The sequence below is a fragment of the Hydrogenophaga sp. ANAO-22 genome (assembly GCF_042466645.1).
Taxonomy (GTDB): domain Bacteria; phylum Pseudomonadota; class Gammaproteobacteria; order Burkholderiales; family Burkholderiaceae_C; genus Hydrogenophaga.
Genome location: NZ_CP159956.1, coordinates 5,349,973 through 5,375,412, shown reverse-complemented (window position 1 = coordinate 5,375,412; position 25,440 = coordinate 5,349,973). Strand labels below are relative to the sequence as shown.

Annotated in this window: 30 protein-coding genes; 11 read left to right on the top strand and 19 right to left on the bottom strand. The window is 68.0% G+C overall.

Going from position 1 to position 25,440, the window contains the following annotated elements; translation table 11 throughout:
* Positions 1–239 precede the first annotated feature (239 nt).
* On the bottom strand, positions 240–1,796 hold the full coding sequence (locus tag ABSY19_RS26060; RefSeq protein WP_382157233.1) for a methyl-accepting chemotaxis protein: 1,557 nt from the start codon (positions 1,794–1,796) through the stop codon (positions 240–242).
* On the opposite strand from ABSY19_RS26060, the gene ABSY19_RS26055 reads away from it, so the two are divergent.
* The 9 genes from ABSY19_RS26055 to ABSY19_RS26015 all read left to right on the top strand — a co-directional run bounded on the left by ABSY19_RS26055 (position 1,786) and on the right by ABSY19_RS26015 (position 8,756).
* Positions 1,786–2,025 (top strand): hypothetical protein, encoded by a 240-nt coding sequence (locus ABSY19_RS26055; RefSeq protein ID WP_382157231.1) that lies wholly within the window; start codon positions 1,786–1,788, stop codon positions 2,023–2,025. The two genes, ABSY19_RS26060 and ABSY19_RS26055, sit on opposite strands and share 11 nt — an antisense overlap.
* Before the next feature lie 78 nt (positions 2,026–2,103).
* Positions 2,104–2,415, top strand: a complete 312-nt coding sequence (locus ABSY19_RS26050; protein ID WP_382157229.1) for a flagellar hook-basal body complex protein FliE — start codon at positions 2,104–2,106, stop codon at positions 2,413–2,415.
* Between the two features lie 5 nt (positions 2,416–2,420).
* Positions 2,421–3,305 carry a FliM/FliN family flagellar motor C-terminal domain-containing protein gene (locus tag ABSY19_RS26045; protein WP_382157227.1) on the top strand — a complete coding sequence of 295 codons (885 nt, stop codon included), beginning with the start codon at positions 2,421–2,423 and terminating at the stop codon, positions 3,303–3,305.
* Between the two features lie 6 nt (positions 3,306–3,311).
* A complete protein-coding gene (locus tag ABSY19_RS26040) occupies positions 3,312–3,698 on the top strand; it encodes a FliM/FliN family flagellar motor switch protein (protein WP_382157225.1) in 387 nt (128 codons plus the stop codon).
* Positions 3,695–4,477, top strand: coding sequence for a flagellar type III secretion system pore protein FliP (gene fliP / locus ABSY19_RS26035; RefSeq protein ID WP_382157223.1), 783 nt, complete (start codon positions 3,695–3,697; stop codon positions 4,475–4,477). Before ABSY19_RS26040 ends, fliP begins: the two co-directional genes overlap by 4 nt.
* A complete protein-coding gene (gene fliQ, locus ABSY19_RS26030; protein ID WP_291112544.1) occupies positions 4,474–4,743 on the top strand; it encodes a flagellar biosynthesis protein FliQ in 270 nt (89 codons plus the stop codon). Before fliP ends, fliQ begins: the two co-directional genes overlap by 4 nt.
* Positions 4,744–4,753: 10 nt before the next feature.
* A complete protein-coding gene (gene fliR / locus ABSY19_RS26025) occupies positions 4,754–5,527 on the top strand; it encodes a flagellar biosynthetic protein FliR (protein WP_382163950.1) in 774 nt (257 codons plus the stop codon).
* Between the two features lie 3 nt (positions 5,528–5,530).
* Entirely contained in the window at positions 5,531–6,655 is a 1,125-nt protein-coding gene (locus ABSY19_RS26020) for a flagellar biosynthesis protein FlhB (RefSeq protein WP_382157221.1), read from the top strand.
* A 13-nt stretch (positions 6,656–6,668) separates the two neighbouring features.
* A complete protein-coding gene (locus tag ABSY19_RS26015) occupies positions 6,669–8,756 on the top strand; it encodes a flagellar biosynthesis protein FlhA (protein WP_382157219.1) in 2,088 nt (695 codons plus the stop codon).
* Positions 8,757–8,763: 7 nt separating this feature from the next.
* On the opposite strand, the gene ABSY19_RS26010 is transcribed toward ABSY19_RS26015, so the two are convergent.
* From ABSY19_RS26010 to ABSY19_RS26000, 3 genes are all read right to left on the bottom strand, one after another.
* Complete coding sequence (locus tag ABSY19_RS26010; protein WP_382157217.1) at positions 8,764–9,726, bottom strand: hypothetical protein; 963 nt, start codon at positions 9,724–9,726, stop codon at positions 8,764–8,766.
* 122 nt (positions 9,727–9,848) lie between these two features.
* Complete coding sequence (locus ABSY19_RS26005; protein ID WP_382157215.1) at positions 9,849–10,733, bottom strand: flagellin; 885 nt, start codon at positions 10,731–10,733, stop codon at positions 9,849–9,851.
* Between the two features lie 110 nt (positions 10,734–10,843).
* Positions 10,844–11,506, bottom strand: a complete 663-nt coding sequence (locus tag ABSY19_RS26000) for a TetR/AcrR family transcriptional regulator (RefSeq protein WP_382157213.1) — start codon at positions 11,504–11,506, stop codon at positions 10,844–10,846.
* Between the two features lie 324 nt (positions 11,507–11,830).
* Between ABSY19_RS26000 and ABSY19_RS25995 the strand changes: the two genes are divergently transcribed.
* On the top strand, positions 11,831–13,417 hold the full coding sequence (locus tag ABSY19_RS25995) for a tannase/feruloyl esterase family alpha/beta hydrolase (protein ID WP_382157211.1): 1,587 nt from the start codon (positions 11,831–11,833) through the stop codon (positions 13,415–13,417).
* A gap of 62 nt (positions 13,418–13,479) precedes the next feature.
* On the opposite strand, the gene ABSY19_RS25990 is transcribed toward ABSY19_RS25995, so the two are convergent.
* The 12 genes from ABSY19_RS25990 to flgB are packed head-to-tail and all read right to left on the bottom strand — an operon-like array spanning position 13,480 to position 23,306.
* Positions 13,480–14,556: a hypothetical protein gene (locus tag ABSY19_RS25990; protein ID WP_382157209.1), complete on the bottom strand. Its 1,077-nt coding sequence runs from the start codon at positions 14,554–14,556 to the stop codon at positions 13,480–13,482.
* 14 nt (positions 14,557–14,570) lie between these two features.
* A complete protein-coding gene (gene flgL, locus ABSY19_RS25985) occupies positions 14,571–15,482 on the bottom strand; it encodes a flagellar hook-associated protein FlgL (RefSeq protein ID WP_382157207.1) in 912 nt (303 codons plus the stop codon).
* Positions 15,483–15,495: 13 nt separating this feature from the next.
* Positions 15,496–16,872 carry a flagellar hook-associated protein FlgK gene (flgK, locus tag ABSY19_RS25980; protein WP_382157205.1) on the bottom strand — a complete coding sequence of 459 codons (1,377 nt, stop codon included), beginning with the start codon at positions 16,870–16,872 and terminating at the stop codon, positions 15,496–15,498.
* Between the two features lie 3 nt (positions 16,873–16,875).
* On the bottom strand, positions 16,876–17,256 hold the full coding sequence (locus ABSY19_RS25975; protein WP_382157203.1) for a rod-binding protein: 381 nt from the start codon (positions 17,254–17,256) through the stop codon (positions 16,876–16,878).
* A gap of 12 nt (positions 17,257–17,268) precedes the next feature.
* Complete coding sequence (locus tag ABSY19_RS25970; RefSeq protein WP_382157201.1) at positions 17,269–18,399, bottom strand: flagellar basal body P-ring protein FlgI; 1,131 nt, start codon at positions 18,397–18,399, stop codon at positions 17,269–17,271.
* Positions 18,400–18,409: 10 nt separating this feature from the next.
* The gene (flgH, locus tag ABSY19_RS25965) at positions 18,410–19,072 is read right to left on the bottom strand and encodes a flagellar basal body L-ring protein FlgH (RefSeq protein WP_382157200.1); all 663 of its coding nucleotides are present in this window, start codon (positions 19,070–19,072) and stop codon (positions 18,410–18,412) included.
* Complete coding sequence (gene flgG / locus ABSY19_RS25960; RefSeq protein WP_382157198.1) at positions 19,072–19,860, bottom strand: flagellar basal-body rod protein FlgG; 789 nt, start codon at positions 19,858–19,860, stop codon at positions 19,072–19,074. Before flgG ends, flgH begins: the two co-directional genes overlap by 1 nt.
* Positions 19,861–19,900: 40 nt before the next feature.
* Entirely contained in the window at positions 19,901–20,629 is a 729-nt protein-coding gene (locus ABSY19_RS25955; RefSeq protein WP_382157196.1) for a flagellar basal body rod protein FlgF, read from the bottom strand.
* 10 nt (positions 20,630–20,639) lie between these two features.
* Positions 20,640–21,833, bottom strand: coding sequence for a flagellar hook protein FlgE (locus ABSY19_RS25950; protein WP_382157194.1), 1,194 nt, complete (start codon positions 21,831–21,833; stop codon positions 20,640–20,642).
* Between the two features lie 17 nt (positions 21,834–21,850).
* Positions 21,851–22,519: a flagellar hook capping FlgD N-terminal domain-containing protein gene (locus tag ABSY19_RS25945; RefSeq protein WP_382157192.1), complete on the bottom strand. Its 669-nt coding sequence runs from the start codon at positions 22,517–22,519 to the stop codon at positions 21,851–21,853.
* A 2-nt stretch (positions 22,520–22,521) separates the two neighbouring features.
* Positions 22,522–22,941, bottom strand: a complete 420-nt coding sequence (gene flgC / locus ABSY19_RS25940; RefSeq protein ID WP_382157190.1) for a flagellar basal body rod protein FlgC — start codon at positions 22,939–22,941, stop codon at positions 22,522–22,524.
* A gap of 2 nt (positions 22,942–22,943) precedes the next feature.
* Positions 22,944–23,306, bottom strand: a complete 363-nt coding sequence (gene flgB / locus ABSY19_RS25935; RefSeq protein ID WP_382157188.1) for a flagellar basal body rod protein FlgB — start codon at positions 23,304–23,306, stop codon at positions 22,944–22,946.
* Positions 23,307–23,322: 16 nt separating this feature from the next.
* Between flgB and flgA the strand changes: the two genes are divergently transcribed.
* On the top strand, positions 23,323–23,997 hold the full coding sequence (gene flgA / locus ABSY19_RS25930; RefSeq protein WP_382157186.1) for a flagellar basal body P-ring formation chaperone FlgA: 675 nt from the start codon (positions 23,323–23,325) through the stop codon (positions 23,995–23,997).
* A 10-nt stretch (positions 23,998–24,007) separates the two neighbouring features.
* Here the strand turns inward: flgA and ABSY19_RS25925 are convergent, their stop codons facing one another.
* From ABSY19_RS25925 to flgM, 3 genes are read right to left on the bottom strand one after another with little or no spacing between them, the layout of a single operon-like run.
* Positions 24,008–24,739 carry a glycoside hydrolase family 73 protein gene (locus ABSY19_RS25925; RefSeq protein ID WP_382157184.1) on the bottom strand — a complete coding sequence of 244 codons (732 nt, stop codon included), beginning with the start codon at positions 24,737–24,739 and terminating at the stop codon, positions 24,008–24,010.
* The gene (gene flgN / locus ABSY19_RS25920) at positions 24,726–25,151 is read right to left on the bottom strand and encodes a flagellar export chaperone FlgN (protein ID WP_382157183.1); all 426 of its coding nucleotides are present in this window, start codon (positions 25,149–25,151) and stop codon (positions 24,726–24,728) included. Before flgN ends, ABSY19_RS25925 begins: the two co-directional genes overlap by 14 nt.
* A complete protein-coding gene (flgM, locus tag ABSY19_RS25915; RefSeq protein WP_382157181.1) occupies positions 25,148–25,432 on the bottom strand; it encodes a flagellar biosynthesis anti-sigma factor FlgM in 285 nt (94 codons plus the stop codon). The genes flgN and flgM overlap by 4 nt, the downstream gene beginning before the upstream one ends.
* Positions 25,433–25,440: the final 8 nt, after the last annotated feature.

Here is a 25,440-nt window from a genome sequence, read left to right as displayed (position 1 = left end):
CTGCATCATGGACGCTCGCAAACCGTTGTCACTATTGGCCTTCTGGCCCGTTGGCGCAAGCAAGAAGGACTTGACAAAACAGATTTTAAGTCCCCTGTGTTTACCAATTTCACCATCGAGGCCCAATGGCCAATTGTGGCAGGTTGAAAAACGCCGGCCCCGCCAACGCGGGGTTGGCGGGGCCGGCGCTCCCGCGAGGATTTCTTAAAAGTCGTTATCCATCAACCACTTAGCGGGCCTCAGACCTTGAACACCGCGACGATCTCCGCCAGCCGGCTGGCCTGGCTCTTGAGGCTGTCGGCCGCGGCGGCGCTTTCTTCCACCAGGGCGGCGTTCTGCTGCGTGACCTGATCGAGCTGGTTCACCGCGTCGCTGACCTGGCTGATGCCTTGCGACTGCTCGACGCCGGCCGCGCTGATCTCGGTGATCATGTCCGTCACGCGCTTGACCTGCGACACGATGTTCTCCATGTTGCGGCCCGCGTCGTCGGCCAGCCGCGAGCCGGCTTCCACCTTCTCCACGCTCTCGTTGATCAGGAGCTTGATTTCCTTGGCCGCGCCCGCGCTGCGCTGCGCCAGGTTGCGCACCTCGCCGGCCACCACCGCGAAACCCCGGCCCTGCTCGCCGGCGCGCGCGGCTTCCACCGCGGCGTTCAGCGCCAGGATGTTGGTCTGGAACGCGATGCCGTCGATCACGCCGATGATGTCGGCGATCTTCCTGGAGCTCTCGGTGATGTCCTGCATGGTGCCCACCACCTGCCCCACCACGTCGCCGCCCTGCACGGCCGCCTCGCTGGCGGTCGTGGCCAGCTGGTTGGCCTGGCGCGCGGTCTCCGAGTTCTGGCGCACCGTGGAGGTGAGTTCTTCCATCGAGGCCGCGGTCTGTTCGAGGTTGCTCGCCTGTTCTTCGGTGCGCTGGCTCAGGTCGTTGTTGCCGATCGCGATCTGCGAGCTGCCGGTGGCGATCGACTCGGAGCTGGAGCGCACGTTGCTCACGATGTTGAGCAGGCTGGTGTTCATGGCCTTGAGCGCGTTCAGCAGTTGCCCGGTTTCGTCGGTGCTGGTGACTTCGATGCGCGAGGTCAGGTCGCCGGCGGCCACGGTCTCGGCCACGCGGACGGCCTCGTTCAGCGGCCGCGTGATGGAGCGGCTGATCACCAGGCCCAGCACCATGCCGATGCCCACGGCGGCCGCGATGAGGGCCAGCATCATCGTCAGGCTGGTGGCGTAGAGCTGGTCCGTCAGGTCGTTGGCCTTGCTGGCCGCGCCTTCCTTCATGCGGGAGAGTTCGGTGAACAGGTTGTCCACCTTGGTGGACTCGATGCGGGCGTCGTCCAGCGCCTTGGTCAACGCCTCGCTGCGGGTGGACAGCAGAGCGTCCTGCGCGGCCAGGCTGAGCGCGGTGTTCAGGTGCTGGCGGTAGGCGGCCAGCGAGGCTTCGGCCTCGGCAAACATGTCCTTGGCCTTCGGCGAATAGAACAGGGGCGCGGCCTTGTCCAGCAACTCGTCGGCGGCGGTCAGGCTCTTTTCCAGGGTCGCCTTGTGGGCCGCGCGCTCGTCCTCGGTGGTGGCCAGCATGAAGTTGGAGCGGGCGCGCCCGGCATAGATCAGGTTGATGTTGGCTTCCTTGATGTGGGAGAGGCCCATCAGCTCAAGGCTGTACATCTTGGTGGCCTCGTCGTTGATCTTCGACATGTTGAGGATGCCGATGCCGCCCACCAGGGCGCAGATGGTGCAGATGACGAGAAAGGCGGCGATCAGGCGAGGGCCGACCTTCAAAGACTGGATGAAATTCACGTTTTTCTCGGGGTTGATGGCCAGAGTCGGCCGGTGGATGCAGCGCCGTCAGCGCCGATATTCAGAAGTTGATCCGCCAACTATCGGCGCCGCTTCGGGCGTCTTGAGGAAAGAAAGCGCCTTCATCCGCCGTGCGGTCGCGGTGCATACCTTTCGCCTCATTCCCCGCGGAAAACGCGCCGTCGCTGGCGCCGCAGGAGGCTTCAACGCCGGGTTTTCAGCCTGTTGACCTGGGTCGGCCGCGCCCTCGCCCCTCGATACTTTCTTCACCCCAAGCCTTTACGCCGCCGCGCCCATGAACAGCTCCATGCTTTTGAACATCCAGAGCAGCCTTGCGCAGATCAAGGCCAGCGAGTCGCACATCGCCGAGGCGTTGCCGCTCGGCGGGGGCCAGGGCGCCCGCTCGTTCACCGACCACATCGGCGGCCTGATCCGCTCGGTGGACGACAAGGGCCACGAGGCCCAGGCGATGGTGGGCGCGGTCGAGACGGGCCAGAGCGACAACCTGGTGGGCGCCATGCTCAAGAGCCAGGAAGCCTCGCTCAACTTTCAAATGATGATGCAGGTGCGCAACAAGGTCGTTTCGGGCCTGGACGACCTCATCAAGCTGCCGATCTGAGCCGCATGCCCGCGACCACGAAGATCATCGGGCCCGCCCGCGGGGCGCTCATGACGGTGATCGACACCTGCGAGCTGGGCCGCCCCGTTCACGTGCTGGACCGTTTTTGCCAGGTCCTCCACGCCGACCTGGCGGCCGCCGTGGAAAGCCTGTTCGCCACCCGCACCGCACCGGGCTTCCAGCTGGGGCGCATCGAGCATTCGCGCCGGGTTCATCCGCACAGGCCCCTGCGCTGGTTCCTGTTCGACACGGCCGCCGGCCGCCTGGGTTTCTCCATCGATCGCCAGGCCGCGCTCGCGCTGCTGGCCCGCCGCCTGGGCATGAGCAACTGGAGCCAGCTGGATCAGGAAACGCTGCAGCGCTCGGAGACCGCCACCGAACAGCGGCTCGCCGCGCAGGTGGGCAAGCGCCTCGTGCAGTGCCTCTCGGCGCGCCTGCTCAGCGGCTTGCAGGAGCGCGCCGCCACGGACACCGCACCGGCCGTGCTCGACGCCGAGCGCCATGGCTTCGGCGGCCCCACCGATGCCCAGGCCCTGTTCCTGGGCTGCGACCTGCTCGACGCGCAGGGCCGCCCCATGGGCCGGCTGAACTGGGTGCTGGAAGACAGCGCCCTGGACGCCCTGCTGCGCGCCCTGGCGCCACCCCGGCGCAAGCCCGCGAAAAAACCCATCGACCCGAGCACCCTGCGCCGGCAGCTGCCCATGCTGCTCGACGTGCGGCTGCTGGAGAAGCCGCTGTCGCTGGGCGACGTGATGGCGCTGCGGCCTGGCAGCGTGCTGCCGGTCGACCTCGGCCTGGCCACCGTGCGCATCCAGGACAGCCCGGTGCTCAAGGCCAGCGTGGTCGAGCACGGCGGCAAGCTCTGTCTCACCTCCCTCCAAGAAGTCTGAACCGCCATGGAAAACCTCACCGCGCCCCTCCCAGCCGACGCCGCCGGCGGCATCGACGAACTGCTGTCCTACATGGACGGCCCGGCCGAGAAACCCGTGGCGGAACCGGTGGCGTTCGAGGCCCCGGCACCCCGGCTGGGCATGGGCGGCCTCATGCGCAAGATCCCGGTCACGCTCACGCTGGAGCTGGGCTCGACCCGGGTGTCGCTGGAAGACCTGGCGCACCTGAGCACCGACAGCGTGGTCGAACTCGATGCGCTGGCCGGCGAGCCGCTGACCATCAAGGTCAATGGCGTGTCCATCGGCAAGGCTGTGGTGGTGATCTCCGGCGAAAACTACGGCCTGAAAGTGGTCGAGATCTCCGACCTGAACCTGGACAGCCTGGCCGCATGACGCCACGCGCCCTTCGACCCGGCACCCTGCTCCTGGGCGCCGTCACGCTGGCCGCGCTCACGGGGCTGGCGCCCACCGATGCGCTGGCGCAGGCGGGGAGTCAAGGGCTGCAGATCTTCAGCAGCAACACCAGCGGCGGCACCACCGACTACACGGTTCGCACGCAGATCCTGATCATCATGACGCTGCTGGGTCTGCTCCCGGCCATGATGCTCATGATGACCAGCTTCACCCGCTTCGTCATCGTGCTCTCGCTGCTGCGCCAGGCGCTGGGCCTGCAGCAGGGCCTGCCCAACCGCATCATCACCGGCATCGCGCTCATCCTCACCCTGCTGGTGATGCGGCCGGTGGGCGAGCGCATCTGGACCGATGCCCTGCAGCCCTACGACGAGGGCAAGATCACCCTGGCCCAGGCGCTGAAGAACGCCGAGGCGCCGCTCTCGCGCTTCATGCTCGCGCAGACCAGCAAGCCCGCGCTCGAACAGATCGCCACCCTGGCCGGCGCGCCGGCCGTCACCGACCCCGCGCTGCACCCCTTCACCGTCAAGCTCGCCGCCTTCGTGCTCAGCGAGCTCAAGACGGCTTTCATGATCGGCTGCATGCTGTTCATCCCCTTCCTGGTCATCGACCTGGTGGTCTCGTCCGTGCTGATGGCCATGGGCATGATGATGCTGTCCCCGCTGGTGATCTCCCTGCCGCTCAAGCTGCTGCTGTTCGTGCTGGTGGACGGCTGGACGCTGACGGTCAACACGCTGGTGACCAGCGTGCGCGCGATATGACGCCCGAGATCGCCGTCGAACTGGTCGCCGAGTGCCTCAAGCTGGTGGTGGTGCTGGTCACGCTGCTCATCGGCCCCAGCCTGGTCGTGGGCGTGGTGGTGAGCCTGTTCCAGGCCGCCACGCAGATCAACGAGCAGACGCTGAGCTTCCTGCCCCGCCTGATCGTGACGCTGCTGGCCATCATCTTCATGGGGCAGTGGCTGGCGAGCAAGCTCATGGACTACTGCATCGCCATCTTCGAACGCGCCGCGCAGCTGGCGATCTGACGTGAGCCCCATGGAGCCGGTCTTCGGTCAACTGCTGGCCACGCTGCTGGCGATGTGGTGGCCTTTCGTGCGGCTGCTGGCCATGCTGTCCTTCATGCCGGTGGTGGGCGAGAACATGGTGCCGATCACCGTGCGCGTGCTGCTGGCGCTGGCGCTGGCCGTGGTGCTGCTGCCGGTGGCACAGCCCCCGGCGCCGATCACCCCCTTCTCCCTGCTCGGCATCGTCACCACCATCGAGCAGGTGGTGATCGGCCTGATCATCGGCCTGTGTTTCCAGCTCATCATGGCGGTCTTCACCCTGCTGGGCTTCATGGCCTCGTCGCAGATGGGCCTGTCCATGGCGGTCATGAACGACCCCATGAGCGGCGTGTCCTCCGACGTGGTCTCCACCCTGCTCTACGTCATGAGCATCCTGGTGTTCTTCGCCGTCGAAGGCCACCTGGTCTTCAACGGCGTGATGGGGTCGAGCTTCAAGTCCTGGCCGGTGGGCGGCGGCATCCCGCAGGTGGCGCTGGAGATGCTGCCGCTGCAGGTGGCCTGGGTCTTCTCGGCCGCCCTGCTGCTGGCCCTGCCGGTGATCTTCTCGGCGCTGGTGGTGCAGATCGGCTTCGGCCTGCTCAACCGCATCGCGCCGGCCTTCAACCTGTTCTCGCTCGGCTTCTCGCTGATCATCGTGTTCGGCCTGTTCATGCTCTCCGGCCTGGTGCGCTACATCCCCGAGCAGTACGTGCGTCTGACCTCGCGCGTGCTGGGCATGCTCGAACAGATGATGGTGGCGAGGTAAGCCATGGCCGAGCAGGACACCGGGGAAAAGACCGAAGACGCCAGCGCGCAGAAGCTGCGCAAGGCGCGCGAGAAGGGGCAGGTCGCCCGCTCCAAGGACGTGGCCACCGCCGTGGGCCTGGTCTGCAGCCTGCAGCTCATCGTCATCATGGCGCCCTCGTACCTGGCCGATTTCAAGCACCTGTTCGGCCTGGGCTTCGTGATGCTCGACGGCGAGGCCGCGCTGGACAACATGTGGTCCAACGCCTTCAAGCCGGCGATCCTGCTGGTGGGCAAGATGGTGCTGCCCCTGGCGCTCATCCCCATCATCGTAGCCGCGTTCACGCTGTTCCCCAGCGGCTGGGTGCTCAGCACCGACCAGTTCATGCCCAAGCTGGAGCGGCTGAACCCGCTGAGCTACTTCAGCCGCATCACCAAGCCCAAGCACCTGATCGACTGGGCCACCACCGCCGCCAAGGCGGCCTGCCTGGGTGGCGTGCTCTGGCACACCGCGAGTTCCACGCGCCCGGCCTTCCTGCGGCTGCAGGGCCTGCCGCTGCACGAGGCGCTGGCGCAGGCCATGGGCCTGGCGATCACCGGCATCTTCACCCTGTGCAGCGTGTTCGTGGTGTTCGCGCTGATCGACCTGCCGCTGCAGCGCTTCGTCTTCCTGCGCGAACAGCGCATGAGCAAGCGCGACCTGAAGGAAGAGCACAAGACCAGCGAAGGCCGGCCCGAGGTGCGCCAGCGCATCCGCCAGCTGCAGCAGCAGATCGCCAAACGCAGCGTGCGCAAGATCGTGCCCACCGCCGACGTGGTGATCGTCAACCCCACGCACTACGCGGTGGCGCTCAAGTACGACACGCAGAAGGCCGAAGCGCCCTATGTGATTGCCAAGGGTGTGGACGAGCTCGCGCTCTACATTCGCGCCCTGGCCACCGAACACCAGGTGGAGGTGCTGGAGCTGCCGCCGCTGGCGCGCGCCATCTACAACACCAGCCAGGTCAAGCAGCAGATCCCGGCCGCGCTGTACCAGGCCGTGGCGCTCGTGCTGCGCTATGTGCTCCAGCTGCGCGCCTACCGCGAGGGCGGCCGCAAGGCGCAGCCTGCGCTGCCCGCCGACCTCCACGTCCCCGCCCACCTGACCTGACACCAAGCCCGCCATGAACGTCCTCAAGTCACTCTGGTCCGACCTGCAGCGCATGCGCTACGCCGCGCCGCTCTTCCTGCTGGCGATGCTGACGATGGTGATCCTGCCGTTGCCACCGCTGCTGCTGGACGTGCTGTTCACGTTCAACATCGTGCTCTCGCTGATCGTGATCCTGGTCGCGGTCAACAGCCGCCGACCGCTGGACTTCTCCATCTTCCCCACCGTCATCCTGGGCGCCACGCTGTTGCGCCTGATGCTCAACGTGGCCTCGACGCGGGTGGTGCTGCTCAACGGCCACCAGGGCACGGACGCGGCCGGCAAGGTGGTCGAGGCCTTCGGCCACGTGGTGATCGGCGGCAACTTCGTGGTCGGTCTGGTGGTGTTCGTGATCCTGATGATCATCAACTTCCTGGTGGTCACCAAGGGCGCCGAGCGCATCTCGGAGGTGTCGGCGCGCTTCACGCTGGACGCCCTGCCCGGCAAGCAGATGGCGATCGACGCCGACCTCAACGCCGGCCTCATCAACCAGGAAGGCGCGCAGGCGCGCCGCAAGGAAGTGGCGGGCGAAGCCGACTTCTACGGTGCCATGGACGGCGCCTCCAAGTTCGTCAAGGGCGACGCCATCGCCGGCATCCTGATCCTGCTGATCAACCTCATCGGCGGCGTGCTCATCGGCAGCTTCATGCACGACCTCTCGCTGGGCGAGTCGTTCAAGCTGTACGCGCTGCTGACCATCGGCGACGGCCTGGTCGCGCAGATCCCGGCGCTGCTGCTCTCCGCCGCGGCCGCCATCATCGTCACCCGCGCCAGCGAGTCGGGCGACATCGAAAAGCAGATCACCGGCCAGCTGCTGGCCTCGCCCGGCGTGCTGTACGGCGCGGCCGGTCTGATGGCCCTGCTGGGCGCCATCCCGGGCATGCCCACCTTCATCTTCTTCGCCTTCGCCGGCGTGCTCGGCTACGTGGCGTGGCGCATGGGGTCGCGCGTGGTGGTGGCCCCGCCGGACCCCAGCGCCCAGGTGCAGGTGGCCCTGCTGACCGAGAGCCAGCCCGAGATCGACTGGAAGAGCCTGCCGGTGGTGGAGCCGGTGGCCGTGTCGGTGGGCTACAAGCTGGTGGGCCTGATCGACCCCGGGCAAGGCGCCGTGCTCGCCAAGCGCCTCAAGGGTGTGCGACAGACCCTGAGCGAAGGCATGGGCGTGGTGCTGCCGCCCATCGGCGCGCGCGACGACCTCGGCCTCAAGCCCAACTTCTACTCGGTGCTCATGCACGGCACGGTGCTGGCGCAGGCCGAGGTGTTCGCCGACCGGCTCATGGCCATCCCGGGGCCCCAGGTGTACGGCGACATCGACGGCATCCCCGGCGCCGACCCCTCCTTTCGCATGCCGGTGATCTGGATCGAGCCGGCGCAGAAGGCGCACGCCCTGGGCATGGGCTACCAGGTGGTGGACGTGCCCACGGTGATCGCCACGCACGTGACCAAGCTGATGCGCGAGAACCTCGGCGAGCTGTTCCAGCACGACGACGTCAACGCGCTGATGGAGCGCCTGGCCTCGCTCGCGCCCAAGCTGTCGGCCGCGCTGGACAAGGCCTTCACCCACAGCATGCTGCTCAAGGTGTTCCGCACGCTGCTGGCCGAGAACGTCTCGCTCAAGGACATCGTGCCCGTGGCCACCACCCTGCTGGAGAACGCGGAGCAGACCAAGGACCCGCTGCTGCTGGCCGCCGAGGTGCGCTGCACGCTGCGCCGCCAGATCGTCGGCGCGCTGTGCGGCCAGACCGGCGAGATCAAGGCCTTCAACATGGGCGGCGAGCTGGAGAACCTGCTGCTGGGCGCGCTCAACCAGGCGCGCAGCGCCGGCAAGGTCGCGCTGGACAACTTCCCGATCGATCCCAACCTGCTCAACCAGCTGCAGTCCCACATGCCCATCGCGCGCGAGCAGATGAAACAGATGGCGGCCACGCCGCTGCTGCTGGTGATGCCCCAGGTGCGCCCCCTGCTGGCGCGCTACGCGCGGCTGTTCGCGCCGGGCCTGCACGTGCTGTCCTACAACGAGGTGCCCGAGCAGCGGGAAGTGGCCATCGTCGGCTCGCTCGGCTGAGCGGCCCTCAGGCCTGCGCGTCCGGCGGCACCGGCCAGTGCCGCGCCACACCACTCACCACCTCGGCCAGGGCGTGCAGCAACAGCGACGACGCGGGGTCGGGCCGGTAACTCAAGCCACCCGACGGCAAGGGCGCGAGCGGCGTGCCCAGTTGCACCTTGACCAGCGGCGCGCCCAGGCGGCCCAGGGCCGCGGCCAGCTCCGGCATCAGCTCGCGCAGCAAGGGCAGCACCTGAGCTTGTCGGGGCATCAGGGCCATGGCCAGGCCACCGCCCAGCCACAGCAGCTGAACCGTCATCGGGCCGGCCTGCGGCAGGGTCAGCGCCACCTCCAGGCCGGCGGGTCCCTCCTCGCGCGGCCGGGGCTTGCGGCGCTCCCACAGCGGCGCGGCGGCCACGCGCAGCGCCACGCTCAGGCCGCCCCAGGCGTAGAGGTGAAAGCTCCAGTGGCCGGGTTCGCCGCGCTCCGACGGCGGCGCACCGGGCGCCGTGTGCGGGCCGGGCAGCGCCAGCGGCGGGCGCTCCAGCAGCGCCAGCCCTTGCAGGCCCAGGTCCATGTGGCGCGAGGTGAGGATGACGCGCCACGCGGCGGCCAGTTCGGTGGGCGACGGCAGCTTCCACTGGTAGGCCCGCAGGGCCGCCTGGTCCAGGCGCATCGCGGGCAGTTCGTCGGGTGATGCGGGGGCGCCCGGCACGCCGGGCCGGGGCGCGACGAACTCGAGTTCGAGCGAAGGCTCGGTCGCCAGCACCCGCATCCACACCATGTCGCCCACCGAAAGGCCCTGGGCCCAGGCGCCTTGCGGAGGCAGGCGCAGCGTGGCGCCGCGATCGCGCCGCAACGTCACGCCATGCTCGTCCCGCCCCTCGTAGCGCAGGGCGATGTGCTCGCCCACGGCCGGGCGCGGCGCACCCTCCCGGGCGGGCTGGCGCTGCGGCGCGAGGCTCGCGGCGGTGACACGATCGATGTTCATGGAGGCCTCCGTCCACCCACCCAGGTTCAGGCGCCTTGCGCGTGAAATGAAAAAAAGCCAGCCGAGTCACCGGCTGGCTTTGTCGCCTCGAGCCGCCGTGGAGGGCGGCCGAAGTCGCCGGTTTACTGCATGAGCGACATGACCAGCTGCGACATGCTCGACGATTGCTTGAGCATCGAGGTGCTGGCCTGCATCAGCATCTGGTTCTTGGTCATGTTGGCCGTTTCAGCGGCGTAGTCCACGTCCATGATGCGGCCCTTGGAGGCGTCGGTCTGGGTGCGCTGGTTGCCCAGGTTGTTGTAGACGCTTTCCAGGCGGTTGGAAGAAGCACCCAGCTGGGCGCGCACGGCACCGATGGAGTCCAGCACGTCGGCCAGGTCGTCGATCGCGGTGTTGGCGGCGGCGGCGGTGGCGATTTCGGTGCCGGGGGTGCCGGCGGTCACGCCAGCGGTGTAGGAAGCCACCACGGCGTCGAGGTCGGTGCCCAGGTCGCCCAGCGCGTCGGTCACGTCCACGTCCATGGTTTCGGCGGTCGTCGCGCCGATCTGGAAGGTCACGGCGGCGGCGCCAAGCTTGCCAGCCGTGCCATCCTTGCTGAACAGGGCTTCGCCAGCGAACGAGCTGTTCGTCATGATGTTGCCGAGTTCTTCGCCGAGCTGGTCGAATTCGGACTGCAGGGCGTCGCGGTCTTCCTGGGTGGCCGAACCGTTGGCGGCTTCGGTGGCCAGGTCCTTCATGCGGGTGATGATGTTCGTCATTTCCTTGAACGCGCCTTCGGCGGTCTGCATCATCGAGATGCCGTTCTGCGTGTTGCGCATCGCCACGGCCATGCCGCGCGACTGGGCGTTCATGCGGGTGGCGATCTGCAGGCCGGCGGCATCGTCCATGGCGGAGTTGATGCGGAAACCCGTGCCCAGGCGGGACATGGAGGTCGTCAGGGTCTTCTGCGTGGCGCCGAGCGCGTTCTGGGTGCTCAGCGAAGCGTAGTTGGTGTGCAGGCTCAACATGGTGGGTACTCCTTGATCGGTTGGGGCGCCGGGTATCGACGACCTCACCTTCACAGAGCGACCCGCTCGAGCGGGTCCTTAAATGCGGAGGCTGATTTTTTTGAGGAACCTCAGTCTTTGCCGGGCAGCAGAAGCATTTTCGAGATGAACTTGCGGCGTTCACTCTTGTCGCCAGCGCTGCCCTGATTCCTGAAAAGCGACTCCGACTGCATGTAGCAATACAGCACGAAGGCACGTGCCTTGGCTTCCGCGGCGTTGAAGTCCAAGGAAGAAAAGCACTCCGTGATGTAGGCCAGCCGCTTGGCATCGACCTGATCGACGATCATGCGCGCTTCCTCGTCGCGCCGGGCCCAGGCCCGAACCGCCAGTTCCACCGACGAACCCTTCATGGCGGCTCGACCGTGAAACGGCAACTCCACCAGCTCGCGGATCAGATCCTCCGCGGCCACGCCTTGTTTTTTGTAGCGCGCGATGATCTGTTCGGTCTGCGCCTCTTGCCAACTGATCAGCACGCGCTTCAACAGGTCATCGCGATCGGTGAAATGCCAGTAGAAGCTTCCACGCGTCACGTTCAGAATCTTGGCCAGCACATCGACACGCACGGCGTCGATGCTCTTGACGATCAGCAGTTCCGTGGCCGCCTCGATCCAGTCATCCGGCGTCAACTGAGCACGCGCTTCGGGTGTGCTCTTCGGAGGACGGGATTTTCCCACCGCGGACTTGGCCGCGGTGGCCGATTTCGCATGAGATCGGGCGGGACTGTTCACTGGCATCGCCGAATGATATCTGCTCGCTGCCGCAGCGGAACCGATGCAAAGAACGGCCTGCCTGGGCGACCTGGACGGTGCCAGCGCCAGGGCTTTCGAAAAAGCCCGCACTGAGCAAGCCATACAAACATTCAGTTATGTATGGAATAGGGTAAACACTCTCTGAATATTTTCCACTGAGAACTATCTTCGCTTGACCATACACAAGTGTATGTTGTTCGGCAAAGAATGAGGCTTTTCATCAGAGGCATTGCGACTTGTGCCTGAGAGAAGAGCGAGATCGCCGGGCTTGAAACCGTCCTTGCACACAACACAACGGAGAACGACACCATGAGACAAGCTCTAAGAGCGGCGCCGCATTTATCAGTGGTCCTGGTTGCGGCTTTGGCCGGCTGCGGAGGAGGCGACAACAGCGCGCCCAAGCTCACCTTTGCCGAACGTTGCAGCCAACTGGCCGGCAAGGCGGTGGGCGGCGGAACCATCGCTTCCACCAAGCTGGTGGCAGCCGCACCCGACAAGCCACAAACCTGTGAAGCCAAAGGCACCATCGTCAGCTCGCCAACGTCGACGATCAATTTCCGGATTGATCTTCCTGAAGATTCCCAGTGGAACAAGAAACTTGTTCAGCTGGGCGGTGGCGGCTACAACGGCGAGGTCAGGACGTCCGACATGGTGACGATGTTCAGTGGGAGCGAGGCCAGGATGCGGGGCTATGCGTTCGTGGGGGCGGATGGCGGCGTCCAGACATCGAATCTGAGTTCCACCCTCAACAACCCATCCGCCTTTGACAACTTTGCATTCAACTACCACCCGCAGGTGTTGAAAGCCGCGACAGCGGCATTGCAGACGGTGTATGAAAGCGCGCCGACCCGAAAGTATTTCTGGGGTGTATCGACTGGCGGCCGGGAAGCTCTGCTGCAGGCGCAAAGGTATCCGGAGAACTACGATGGCATCGTGGCAGGCGAACCTGTCGTCGACTACAGCAACGTCATTCAAAAAGGCACCGCCGTTGCTCAGCTTGCGTTTTCAAATGGTGGCATGGGTTGGCTGAACCCTGCGAAAGTCAAGCTGTATGCGGATGCGCAGCTGGCCGCCTGCGATGCCCTCGATGGCGTTGCCGACGGCATCATCTCGAACACCGGGGCATGCAGCTTCGATACCCAGACGCTTCGCTGCCCCGCCGGCGTCGACACCGGGGACACCTGCCTGTCCGATGAGCAACTGGCAACGATCAACTTTGTCAGAACCGACACGCCTCTGCCCGTGCCCGTCGCGAATGGGATCACGGTCGGCCCGGCATTCGGCATGGGCGCAGAAGCCGATGCGGCTGCGGGCCTGACCGCCATGCAATTCGGGGCAAGCGCCACCCAGCCTGCGAGCTCCTTGTTCTTCTTCTCGGACTTCTGGCTCAAATACCAGGTGACTTCCGATGTCAACACGACGGTGCTGGGATACACGCTAGGCTCGGACGCGGCCCGCTGGCTGGAACTCTCGAACAAGGTCAATGCGACCAATCCCGACCTCCATGCCTTTGCGGATCGAGGCGGAAAACTGCTGCTATGGGCAGGTGCAAGCGATCATCTGGTCCCACCCGCCTACAGTTCCAACTACTACGGCAGCGTGGTGACCAAGCTTGGCCAGACCAAGACCGACGGATTCATGCGGTTTTACATGCTCCCTGGCGTGGTGCACGGCACCACTGGCCCTGGTGCGTTCATGATCGACTACCTGGCGGCGTTGGACAGTTGGGTGGAAAACAACCAGGCGCCCAGCGATGCTCTGACGGTGGCCAAGCCAAGTGCCGATGGCAAGACGACCATTCGCACCCGCCCCCTTTGCCGTTTCCCGACTTGGCCAAAGTACGGCGGAACGGGCGACGTCAATGCCGCCTCCAGCTACAGCTGCGCCACGCTGTAACTTCTGCATGGGGCCAGTTGCTGATTTTTCGGCTCGGCCAGGCATCTGCCCTGGCAGCCACATCAACCCAGCAACGCCATGACCCGCGCGCGGTTCACGCCCGCCAAAGCCGGCGCCACATCGGCATAGGTCTCGAAGCGCATCGACTGCGTGCGCGCCAGGAAGGCCTGGGCCGCGCGCTCCACCGACTCGGCCGGGATCTCCGCCGAAGCGGCGCTGGCCTCGGCCGAGGCCAGCGCCAGCGCGCCGGCCACCTGGGCTTGCGTGACGCCCACGCGGTCCAGCGCGTGGATCACGCGCTGCAGCGCACCGCGGATTTCGTGCGGCTCCACCGGCGCCTGTTCGTACAGCGCCGACGGCAGGGCCGGTGCTTCGGTGTGGGTGCGCACGCGCTGGGGGACGCCGTCGGCGAAGCGGTGTCCCTCGCCCTTGATGGTGATGCGGTCCTGCACCTTGTCCCAGGTGGCTTCCGGCGCGCTGAACATGGGTTCGCCCCGGTCGTCGATGTGCACGCGCACATCGGCCGTGGCCAGGGCGTGGTCGAGCCGGCGCAGGTTGCTGTTCACGCCTTGTTCAGGGTCGATGGTGACGGTCAGCGGGCCGGCCAGGTTGGACGGCAGGCCGATGCTGAGCACCTCGCGCGCGCCTTGCGACAGCGCGGCCGCGTCGATGCCCCGGATGCGAAACGCCTGGCGCGCCGCGCCATGGCCCTGGTACTGCAGTTGCGGGTCGATGGCGGCGCTGGTGGCCGCGGCGCGCTGGCGCCAGAGTGTCTGCAGGCCTTGTCGCGCCGAGGCGAGTTCGCCCTCGCGCTGGTGGGCCGTGGCCGGGTCGGCCAGGTTCTCGCTGTAGCCGGACTTGAGGGTGTGCAGGCCGGCCGACAACTGGCCGAGGTAGGCCTTGGCCATCTGGACCGCGGCCACCTGCCCGTGCCGTTCGCCGTCCCAGGGGCTGAAGGCGGACGCTGATTTCGCTGCCTCGCCGGTCGTGGCGCGCAGGGGACGAGCGCTGGCCGCTCCGGGCACCGCTGCGGCCGGGGCCGTGGCACCCGCCGCCGGCCGGCCGATCGCGAGCGCGGTGCCGGAGGCGCGTTCGTTGCCGCCTGTGGATCGAAGGGCCTGGAGCGTGTTGACCTGCATGGGTGAGCGGTCGATCAGAGCACGTTGAACAGCGAAAGCGCCGACACCTTGGCGTAGGCCTTCTGCGTGGCCTGCAGCGCGGTGGTGTAGCCGGTGAGGTGCACGGCGGCCTCGGCGTAGTCGAGCTTGCCCAGCGCGAGCACGGCGTGGTCGTTGGACAGGCTCACGTTGGCCAGCGAGGTGTCCTGCGAGTCCAGCGTGGTGAGCGCGCCGCCGATGCGCGCGATGCGCGAGCTCACGCTGTTGAAGGTGGTGTCGAGCAGGTCCGTGGTGGCCTTGAGGCGGGCCCGCACGGCCGGGTCGTTGACGGTGACGCCCGGCGTCTGGAAGTCCTGGATGGTGAGGTCGAGCTGGTTCAGGAAGGCGGCCATCTCGTCCAGCGGCACGTTGGCCGCCTGCGTGATGCCGTTGCCCACCACCACCTGTTGCAGGTCGGTGTTGCCGGTGAAGCTGTAGCGCGCGCCGGGCGCGGCGGCCGGGTCGAGCGTGATGGAGGCGGTGTTCGAGGCGGTGCCCGAAAACAGGTAGCGGCCTTCCTGGTCGCGGGTGTTGGCGGTGGCGAAGATGCTGTCGCGCAGCGAGATGAGCTGCGTGGCCATGGCCCGCACGTCTTCGGAGGTGTTGGTGCCGTCGGCGGCCCAGATCTGCAGGTCGCGCATCTGCAGCATGTCGCGGCTCATGCTGTCGAGCAGCACCTCGCTGTGCCGCAGGCGCCCGCCCAGGGCGCCGATGTTGTCGCGGTACTGGTCCAGCGCGGCCTGCTCGCGCGCCAGCCGGCCCAGACGCACGCTGGCGATGGGGTCGTCCGAGGGCACCAGCAGGCGCTCGCCCGTGGCCATCTGCTGCATGAGCTGCTCGACCTTGAACGACGCCATCTGCAGCGAGGTGTTCATGGTGGTGTGGTACTGGGTGCTGGCGATGCGCATGGTCTCTTCTCCTTCAGCCGAACATGGCCAGCGTGGTGTCGAACAGCTCGTTGGAGACGGCCAGCACCTTCATGTTGGCCTGGTACATCTGCTGGTACTGCACGATGTTGATCGCCTCCTCGTCGGTGTTCACGCCGCTGGTGGACTTCCAGCTTTCCTCGGCCTGGTTGCGCACCGTCTTGGCGGTGTCGTGGGCCGCGCGCGCCTGCTGGTTCTGCGTGCCCAGGCGCCCGACGATCTGGGTGTAGATGTCGCCCAGGCGCACCGTGCCCAGCGAAGGCACCGTCAGCGGCTGGTCGCGCAGGCCGATGAGGGCCTGCAGGTTGTCGCTGTTGCCGGGTTTGGTCGGGTCCGAGGAAAACGCCAGGTCTTCGCCCAGCAGGCCGTCGACCACCTTGAGCAGGCCGGTGGAGGCGGCGTCGAACTGGAACAGGTCGGTGCCCGGCGTGCCGTCCATGGCGAAGCCGGCGGCCATCTGGGTGTTCACCCGCGTGGCGATGGCTTGGGCCAGCGCGGCCACGTCGTCGATCACCGGCTTGAGCACCGTGCGCTCGAACTCGTCCAGCCCGCCGAGCTGGCCGCCGAGGTTGCCGCTGGTGACGGTGAAGGACTCGCTGGCGAAGGCCAGTTTCAGGGTCTGCGAGCCGTCGGGGTTGTTGACGGTGGAGAGCGTGGCGGCCAGGGAGCCAGCCACCAGCGGCACGCCGCTGCGCAGGGACACGCTGGCGCTGCCGTCGGCCTGCTCGACCACCTGCAGGCCCACCAGGTTGGACAGCGCGTCGATCTTGAGGTCGCGCGCGTCCATCAGGCTGGAGGGGTTGATGCCGGTGGCGCGCGTGGCCGCGATCTTCTCGTTGAGGTCGGCGATCTCCGCGCTCAGCGAATTCACCTGCGCCACCGAGGCGGTGCGCTGCTGCGCGACCGAAGCGCGCTGGTTGTTGAGCACCTGGTTGAGGTTGTTGAAGCGCTGCGCCAGCGCCTCGGCCGAGGTGATCACCTGCTGGCGCAGGGGCGCGGAGGTGGGGTCGACGCTGGCGGCGTTGAGGGCGTTGAAGAACAGGTCCAGCCCGCTGTTGAGGCTGGAGCCGTCGTCGCCCATCACCTGCTCGAGCTGGCGCATGTAGGGCTGCGAGGTGTTGTAGCGGCCCAGTTCGGAATTGGCCTGCCACATCTGCATGCTCTTGTAGCCGTCGCTGAAGCGCAGCAGCGCGGGCACCGAGACGCCACCACCGGTGGCGGCCACGCCGCCCTTGAACGGGCCGACCGCCGCGAAAAGCGCGCCCTGCCGGGTGAAGCCCGGCGTCATCACGTTGGCGATGTTGTGGCTGGCCGCGGCCAGCGCGGTTTGCGCGGCGAGTGCGCCGGTCAGCGCGGTGTAGTGGATGGTCATGGGTCAGGGCTCCGGCGGTGTGGCGGCCCCGCGCACGGTCGGGGCCTTCTCGTGGAGAGCGACCGCCGCAGGCGTTTGCTTAAGCACGGCGGGCGCGGGCAGCAGCTGGCGCAGGATCACGTCGGCGATGCCGAAGGCGCGCTGGCGGGCCATGGTGTCGGCCACCACGTTGTCGGCCAGGTCCAGCATGTCCTGGTTGATCTTGTTGTTGAACGGGCTGTCCTCGCTGGCCAGGGCCTGCGTGGAGCGGCGCATGGCCTTGAGGTTCTGCGCGATGAAGAAGGCCTCGAATTTTTCCGCGGCATCGACCGCCTTGGCGCGCAGCACCGGGTCGATGTCGGCCGGCTGCCCGGCGCCGGGGGCCGAAGGTCCAATGGCTTGCATGGTGGGCTCCCCTCAGATGACGACGAGTTCGCCGTCGATGGCACCGGCCTGGTCCAGCGCCTGCAGGATGGCCATGATGTCGTCGGGCGAGGCGCCGGTGCTGTTGATGGTGTCGATGATGCCTTTGAGGCTGGTGCCCGGCGGCCAGCTGAACATGCGGCCGCTGCCCTGCTCCACCGCCACACTCGATTGCGGCACCACCTTGGTCTCGCCACGGCCGAAAGGCGCGGGCTGGCTCACCAGGGGCTGTTCGCCGATCACCACCTTGAGCGAGCCGTGCGACACCGCCGCCGGCCGCACGCGCACGCCATCGGCGATCACCACGGTGCCGGTGCGCGAGTTGAAGACCACCTTGGGCGTTTCCGTGCCCACGGCCACCGGCAACGCCTGCAGCATGGCCACGAAGGCCACGCGCTGGGTCGGGTTCGCGGGGGCGACCACGTCCACGCTGGTGGCGTTGCGCGTGGTGGCGAGCGTGCCGAACTTGCGGTTGATGGCCTCGACGATGTTGGTGGCGGTCTGGAAGTGCGGGCGCTTGAGGCTCAGCGTGACGGTCTCGCGGGTGTCGAAATCGCTCTCGATCTCGCGCTCGACCGTGGCGCCGTTGGGCACGCGGCCGGCGGTGGGCGTGTTCACGGTGACACTGGACCCGCTGGCGCCCTGCGCCGAGAGGCCGCCCACCACCACATTGCCCTGGGCCAGCGCGTAGACCTCGCCGTCGGCACCGCGCAGGGGCGAGAGCAGCAGCACGCCGCCGCGCAGGCTCTTGGCATCGCCCATCGAGGACACGGTCACGTCGATGCTCTGGCCCTTGCGGTAACCCGGCGGGAACACCGCGCTGACCATCACGGTCGCCACGTTGCGCGCCTTGGTGTTGCTGCGTTCGGGCAGCTTGACGCCGAACTGCTTGAGCATGTTCTCCACCGTCTGGCCCGAGAAGCGGATCTGGCTGCTGTCGCCCGACCCCTGCAGGCCGACCACCAGGCCGTAGCCGATCAGCTGGTTCTCGCGCATGCCTTCGACGTCGACCAGGCTGTGCAGCGGCCGGGCCGGCGCACCTGGCGTCTGTGCCTGCACCGGCAAAGCGAAAGCCAGCAGGGCGGCGCCCAGGGCCAGGGCGGCGCGGATCGGGGCGAGGTTCATGGCGGGCATCTCAGAAAGGCATCCAGGGGCTGGTGAAGAAGCGGGTGAGCCAGCCCGGGCTGTTGGCATCGGCCAGCGTGCCGGTGCCGGAATAGGCGATGCGCGCGTTCGCGATGCGCTGGGACGAGACGCGGTTGGTGGCGTCGATGTCCTCGGCGCGAACGAAGCCGCTGAGGCGGATGAACTCCTCGCCCTGGTTGAGCCACAGGCTCTTCTCGCCCGAGACGCGCAGCAAGCCGTTGGCCATCACCTCGTGCACCACCACGGTGATCGCGCCTTCCAGCGCGTTCTGCTGCGTGCTGCTGGAGCCACCGGAGAACTCGCGGTCGGCCGAGAGGCCCACGCTGGTGTCGAGCACCTTGCCGGCGATGCTCAGGGGCTGCACGCTCGCGCTGCTGCGCTTGTCCAGGCTGGTGCCCGAGCGCTTGCTGGCCTGCGTGGTCTCGGCCAGGATCACCGTGAGCACGTCGCCGGAGCGGAAGGCGCGGCTGTCGTTGGTGAGCACCCAGGCGGACTGGGGGTTGAACAAGCCACCCGACTGGCCCTTGCGCGCCATGGGCTGCACCGGCGGCAGGGGCGCGTCGGCCAGCGGCGGCGCCACCGGCGGCACGATGGTCGCGCAGCCACCGAGCCCGGTGGCCGCCGCCAGGGTGAGGACGGCCAGCGCGCGCATCAGCGCACCGCCTGGGCCAGGTTCTGCAGCATGCCGTCGGCGGCGGACAGCACCTTGGTGTTCATCTCGTAGGTGCGCTGGGCCGAGATCATTTCCACCATTTCCTCGACCACCTGCACGTTGGAGCCCTCCAGCGCGCCCTGCTTGAGCTTGCCGAAGGCCTCTTCGCCAGGCACGCCCTCGTTGGGCACGCCGCTGGCGGCGGTTTCCTGGAACAGGTTGTCGCCCAGCGCCACCAGGCCGGCCGGGTTCACGAAGCCCGCGAGCGTGATCTGACCCAGCTCGGTGAGTTCGGTCTCGCCCGCGATCCTGGCGCTGACCACGCCGTTTTCACCGATGGCGATCGACAGCGCGTTGGCGGGCACGGTGATGTCCGGCACGATGGGGTAGCCCTGCGCGGTCACGAGGCGACCTTCCGGGCTGGTCTGCAACTGGCCGGCGCGCGTGTAGGCGGTGTCGCCGTTGGCCAGCTCCACCTGCAGGAAACCCTGGCCGACGATGGCCACGTCCAGCTGCTGGCCGGTGGTCTGCAGGCTGCCGGTGGTGAAGACCTTCTGCGTGCCGACCACGCGCGTGCCATTGCCCAGCTGCACGCCGGTGGGCGCGTTGGTGTTCTCGTCGCGCGCGGCGCCGGGCTGGCGCTCCACCTGGTAGAACAGGTCCTCGAACATCACGCGGTCGCGCTTGAAGCCCACGGTGTTGACGTTGGCGAGGTTGTTGGCAATGGCCTGCAGCTTGGCGTCCTGCGCCTGCACGCCGGTCTTGCTGACCCACATGGCGGGATTCATGGTGTGTTTCCTGGTTGGTTGAACGGGGGGCGCGGCCGGCTCAGCCGCGCAGCAGGCGGTTGCCCGCCTCGGACATGCGCTCGGCCGAGCCGAACAGCTTCATCTGCACCTCGAAATCGCGGCTCAGCGTCATGGTGGCCACCATCTCCTCGACGGCGGACACGTTGCTGCCCTCCAGGTGGCCCGAGCGCATGGTCACGGTATCGTCGGCCGGCAGGGGCTGGCCGTCGCGCGCCACGATCAGGCCGGCTTCGTTCTTCGTGACCTCGCCGCCCAGCGGGCGCACGGTCTTGATGCGGTCCACCGGCTGCAGGTCCTCCTGGCCCGGCGGCTGGATCGAGACCGTGCCGTCGCCCGCGATGTCCACGCGCGTGAACGCGGGCAGCACGATGGGGCCGCCGTCGCCGACGACCGGGCGCCCGTTCACCGTCAGCGTGCCATCGGCATCCACGGTGAACTGGCCCGAGCGGGTGTAGGCCTCCTGCGCGCCGCGGTATTGCACGGCGTAATAGCCTTCGCCGGTGATCGCCACGTCTAGGTCGCGGCCGGTGGACTTGAGCACGCCGTGGCGCGCGCTCACGCCGTCGGCGTTGAGCTGGCTCATGTGGCGGTCGTCGTAGCCGTAGCCGGGGGTCGCGAGCGCGGTGCTGAAGGCCACGTCGGCCCGGAAGCCGGGCGTGTCGGCGTTGGCCAGGTTGTTGGCGCGCACCTGCTGCTCGCGCAGCGTGCGCTCCGCGCCGCTCATGGCCGTGTAGATCAGGGCATCCATGGCAAGGGGCTCAGACGGCCTGCATCAGAGCCTGGGTCATGGCCTGCTGGGTGGAAAACACCTTGGTGTTGGCCTGGTAGTTGCGCTGCGCGGTCATCAGGCCCACCAGTTCACCGGTCATGTCGACGTTGGACTGCTCCAGCGAGCCGGGGCTGATGGTGCCGGCCTGGCCCGCGCCGGGCACGTCGTACAGCGGCTCGCCGCTGGCGTTGGAGACGGCCCAGCTGGTGTCGCTCACCGGCACCAGGCCGTCTTCGTTGGGGAAGTTGGCCAGGGCGATGGTGCCCACGCGCTGCTTGAGGCCGTTGCTGTACTGGGCCAGCACCGAGCCGTCCTTGTCCAGCGCCACGCCCACGAAGGAGCCCGAGGCGTAGCCGTTGCTGGCGTTGACGGTGGTGGTGGCCTGGCCCGCGAACTGCGTCGTGCCGTTGTAGTTCACGGCCAGCGCGATCGGCGCCACCGTGGCCGGCACCGGCAGGTTCTTGGTCACCGGCGTGGCCGGGGTCAGCAGCTGGCCGGCGGTGCTGAACTGCAGCACGGTCTGCGAGCCCGCGGGCAAGGCCGCGCCGTTGAAGGTGTAGTGCACCGTGACTTCGTTCGGGTTGGTCTTCACGAAGTACTGCGTCACCGTGTGCTTGGTGCCTTGCGAGTCGTACACCACCGAGACCATGGAACCGTTGTACGACTGCGGGTCGGTTGGCGAGAACGGCGCCACGGCGGGGTTGGGCCAGTCGGCCGAGAGGTTGCCCACGTAGTCGAGCGTGCTGCTGGCCTGCGCCGGCAGCTGCCCTTTTTCGATCTGCATGTCGCCCAGGGCGCCGAGCGCGGTGCTGCCCGGCACGGCGGCGTAGCCCTGCACACGGCGGCCGAAGCTGTCGGTGACGTAGCCGTCCTTGTCGGCGCCGAAGATGCCCACGCGGGTGAACAGGGTCTCGCCGTTGGTGTCCTTGGTGACGAAGAAGCCCTTGCCCTGGATCGCGGCGTCCATGCTGCGGCCGGTGTTGAGCGCGCCGCCGCTGGTGCCGATGGTCTGCGACATGGAGCCGACCTCCACACCGATGGCCTGGCCATCGGCGTACATCGAGGCGAAGTTGGCGCGGCTGGACTTGAAGCCGTAGGTGCCGGCGTTGGCGATGTTGTTGCTGATCGCTTCCAGCTGGGTGTTGATGGCGTTGACGCCGCCGAGGGCAATGTTGAAGCTCATGGAAGGAGGTCCTTAAATCAACTGTTGGAGGTCTTCGGGCGGCCGAAAAAGCCGGTGATGGCATGGGAAGGCACGTCCCCCAGGTGCGCCACCTGCAGCAGCACACCGCCGGTGGGCGAGAGCTTCACGCTGGTGAGTTCGCTCTGGATCTCCACATCGGGGGACACGCCTTCGCCGCCGTCGACGGCGATGTCGTAGCTGCCACCCGGCAGGCCCAGCGTCTGGGGGTCCACTGAAAAATACACGGTACCGGCGCTCTGGGCACCCAGCTCTACGCGGTGTTTCTGGCCATCTGGCGCCGTGAGCACCACCGCCAGGTTGGAATTCGCGGCGTCGAGCTCGAAACTGCCCGAGACCTTCTCGGTGCCGAGGATCACCGACTCGGTCACCACCGACACCTGGCTGCCCACCTGGGCGCCGAGCGAGAGCACCTGCAGGCTCTCCAGCATGGAGGCGCTGTTGCGCGTCTGCGCCACCACGTTCTGCATGGCTTCGGTCTGGCTCAGCTGCGTGAGCTGGTTGACGAACTCGGCCGGGTCGCTGGGCTCCAGCGGGTTCTGGTTGCGCACCTGCGCCACCAGCAGCTTGAGGAACATGTCCTTGGTGCCGGCGTCCGCGTTCGCGGCCACCGGCGCTTCGGCGGCGGTCTGCGCCGACTTCTGGGTCAGATCGGTGATGGCTTCCATGGTCAGGACTCTCCCAGCCGCAGCACGGCCATCTGCATCTGGCGGGTGCGGGTCAGCACCTCGACGCTGGTTTCAAAAGCGCGCGAGGCCGACATCATGTCGGTCATCTCGGCCACGGGGTTCACGTTGGGCAGGTAGATGTCGCCGGCCTCGTTGGCCAGCGGGTGGTCGGGCTGGTGCATGCGGCGCAGCGGCTCTTCGCTCTGGACCACGTCGAGCACCTGCACGCTGGCGCCGGGCGTGGCGCTGCTGCCGCCGTTGTCGTAAATCGTGGCGAAGACCGGCTTGCGCGCGCGGTAGGTGTCGCCCTCCACGCCCGAGGCGGCTTCCGCGTTGGCCAGGTTGCTGGCGATGGTGTTGAGGCGCACGGTCTGGGCCGACATGGCCGAGCCCGCGATGCGGCTGATGCTTTCGAACGACATGTTTACTGCCCCGCGATGGCCTGCGCCAGGCCTTTGAATTTCATCTGGACGAAGGTCAGGCTGGTCTGGAAACCGACCGCGTTCTGCGCGAAGGCCGCCTGCTCGACGCCCAATTCCACGGTGTTACCATCCGCCGAAGGGTGGTGCGGCACGCGGTACATCAGCTCGCCGCCATCGCCCGTTTCAAGCCCCTCCCCGCCTTCGCTCATCACCCGTTCCAGGCTGGCGGCGAAGTCGATGTCGCGGGCCTGGTAACCCGGGGTGTTCACGTTGGCGAGGTTGGAGGCCAGCACCTTGGTCCGCTCCGCCCGCAACTGCAGTGCGTCGGCATGCACCGCGATCACTTGCCCGATATCGATACCCATGCGCAGTCCTTTCTGTTTGAAGTTGCTTGTCTGGTTCGGCGCCCTGCCCGCGCTCGCGGTGGCGGCGCCCGTGCTGCCGCAGGTCGAGCAGGCGGTGCGCGCGCACTGGCTCGCCCACGCCGAAGACCTGGGCTGGAAAGCCCCTGAAGTGAGCGTGAAGCTGGGCAGCCGCGCGCCCGCGAATCTGCAGTGCGCCAGCCCGGTCGCGGTGGACCTGGGCGACGCCCGCCACCCGACCCGCATGCCGCTCAAGGTGAGCTGCCCGGACACACCGGGCTGGACGCACGGGTTCGTGGCGCGCGTGACGCTCGAGGCCGAGGTGCTGGTCAGCGCCGGGGCGATCGCCGCCGGCAAGGCACTCACCGCCGCGGACGTGCGGCCCGAGCGCCGCGACGTGACGCAGATGGCCGATGCCCTGGGCATCGCGGATGAAGCGGTGGGGCAGTCGAGCCGGCGCGCCTTGCGCGAAGGCCAGGTGCTGCAGGCGCGCCTGCTGAACAAGGCCGTGCTGGTCAAGCGCGGGGCGGCCGTGCGCATCGTCGCGCGCCAGGGCGGCGTGTCGGTGGAGAACGCGGGCGAGAGCCTGCAGGCCGGCTCGCTCGGCGAGCTGGTGCGGGTGCGCAACACCGCGTCGGGCAAGACGCTGAGCGCGCGCGTCGTCGACGAGGGCGTGGTCGAACCCGCCGAGTAGCGCTGGCGCCTCATCGGTTGGCTCCCTGGATCTGGCGGGCCACCTGCTCCAGCTTGCCGGCGTAGGCCGGGTCGGTGGCATAGCCGCCCGCCGCCAGGCCCTGGGCGAAAGCCCGCGCGTCCTGGCCCGCGTCGATGGCGCCCCGGTAGCGCGGGTTGTCGCGCAGCAGGCGCGTGTAGTCCTGGAAGGCTTCGCCCGGATCGGCGTAGGCGCGGAAGCGCTCGGTGGTCTTGTGGGCCTCGCCGTTGCTGAACTCGGTGGTGAGCGCGTCGGTGGTGCCGCCCTTCCAGCCGCCCGTGGCCTTGAGGCCGAACAGGTTGTGCGTGTCGCTGCCGTCGGCCGCGCGCAGCGGTTGCCGGCCCCAGCCCGATTCGAGCGCCGCGTGGGCCGCGACCAGTTCGGGCGCCACGCCCAGCGCACGGCCAGCGCTTTCGGCCCAGGGTGCGATGCGGTTGAGAAAGGCGGCGCGTTCGGCCTCGGGCACCCCCTCGCCCGAAGCGGGGCGGGCGCCCGGCGCCTCGGCGGCGGCCGTGGCCATGCGCAGGCGCAGCGACGCGGCCTCGGGTGTGAGCCCGCCCGGCAGGCTGGCGCCCGAGCCCTGGGCGATGAAGCGGCGCACCTCGCCGTCCACCGAGCGCATGAGCGCGCTGAAGCCACCCGCGCCCGCGCGCGGCAGCGGCGCCATGCCTTCCATCGCCATGGCGGGCGACACCGCCGCGAAGCGCGCGTCAGGCAGGCGCATAGGTGTGCACCTCGTCGTTGAGCACGCGCTGCATGATCTCGTACTGGCCCATCAGCAGGTCGCAGTTGCGCGCGTTGAGGCGCTGGCACTCGGTCACCATGGCCTGCAGGTCGGTGTACCACTGCTTCACGGTGGCGCGCACGCCGTGCGGCAAGGCCTGCTGCACCATCTCGTAGGCCGCGTGGCCGTCGGCGCCGCTGATGCGCCGCGCCAGCGCGAGCCGTTCGTGGCCGCGCTGGGTGATGCGCTCGGTCAGTGCCGAAATGGATTCGCAGACGGCCGCCACGCGCACGGGGTCGTGGCGCAGCGCGGCGTCGAACTGCGCCTGCAGCAGGTCGCGCATGGCCTGGAAGTCGGTCTGGTCGTCGCGCACCAGCTCCAGGAAGGCCACGCACTCGCGCCGCACGCTCACGGCCGGCTCCCGTGGTAGCGCGTGATGAGGCTGGCGAGCTTGCCGGCGTCGAAGCGGATCTCGCCGCGCGCCAGGGCTTCGCGGATCTCGGCGACGCGGGCCGTGTCCACGTCCGACATGCCGCGCAGCGCGTCCATGGCGGGCTGCATGACGCCCGAGGCCAGCGCGGCCGGCGCGGTGGCCACCGAGGGCGCGCCGGCGCTGGCCGCGTCGGTGCGGGGCGCGTCGGCGGCGCGCGCCGCGGCGGCGGGCTCGGTGCCGGGGTTGCCGGAAATTCTCATGCGATCTC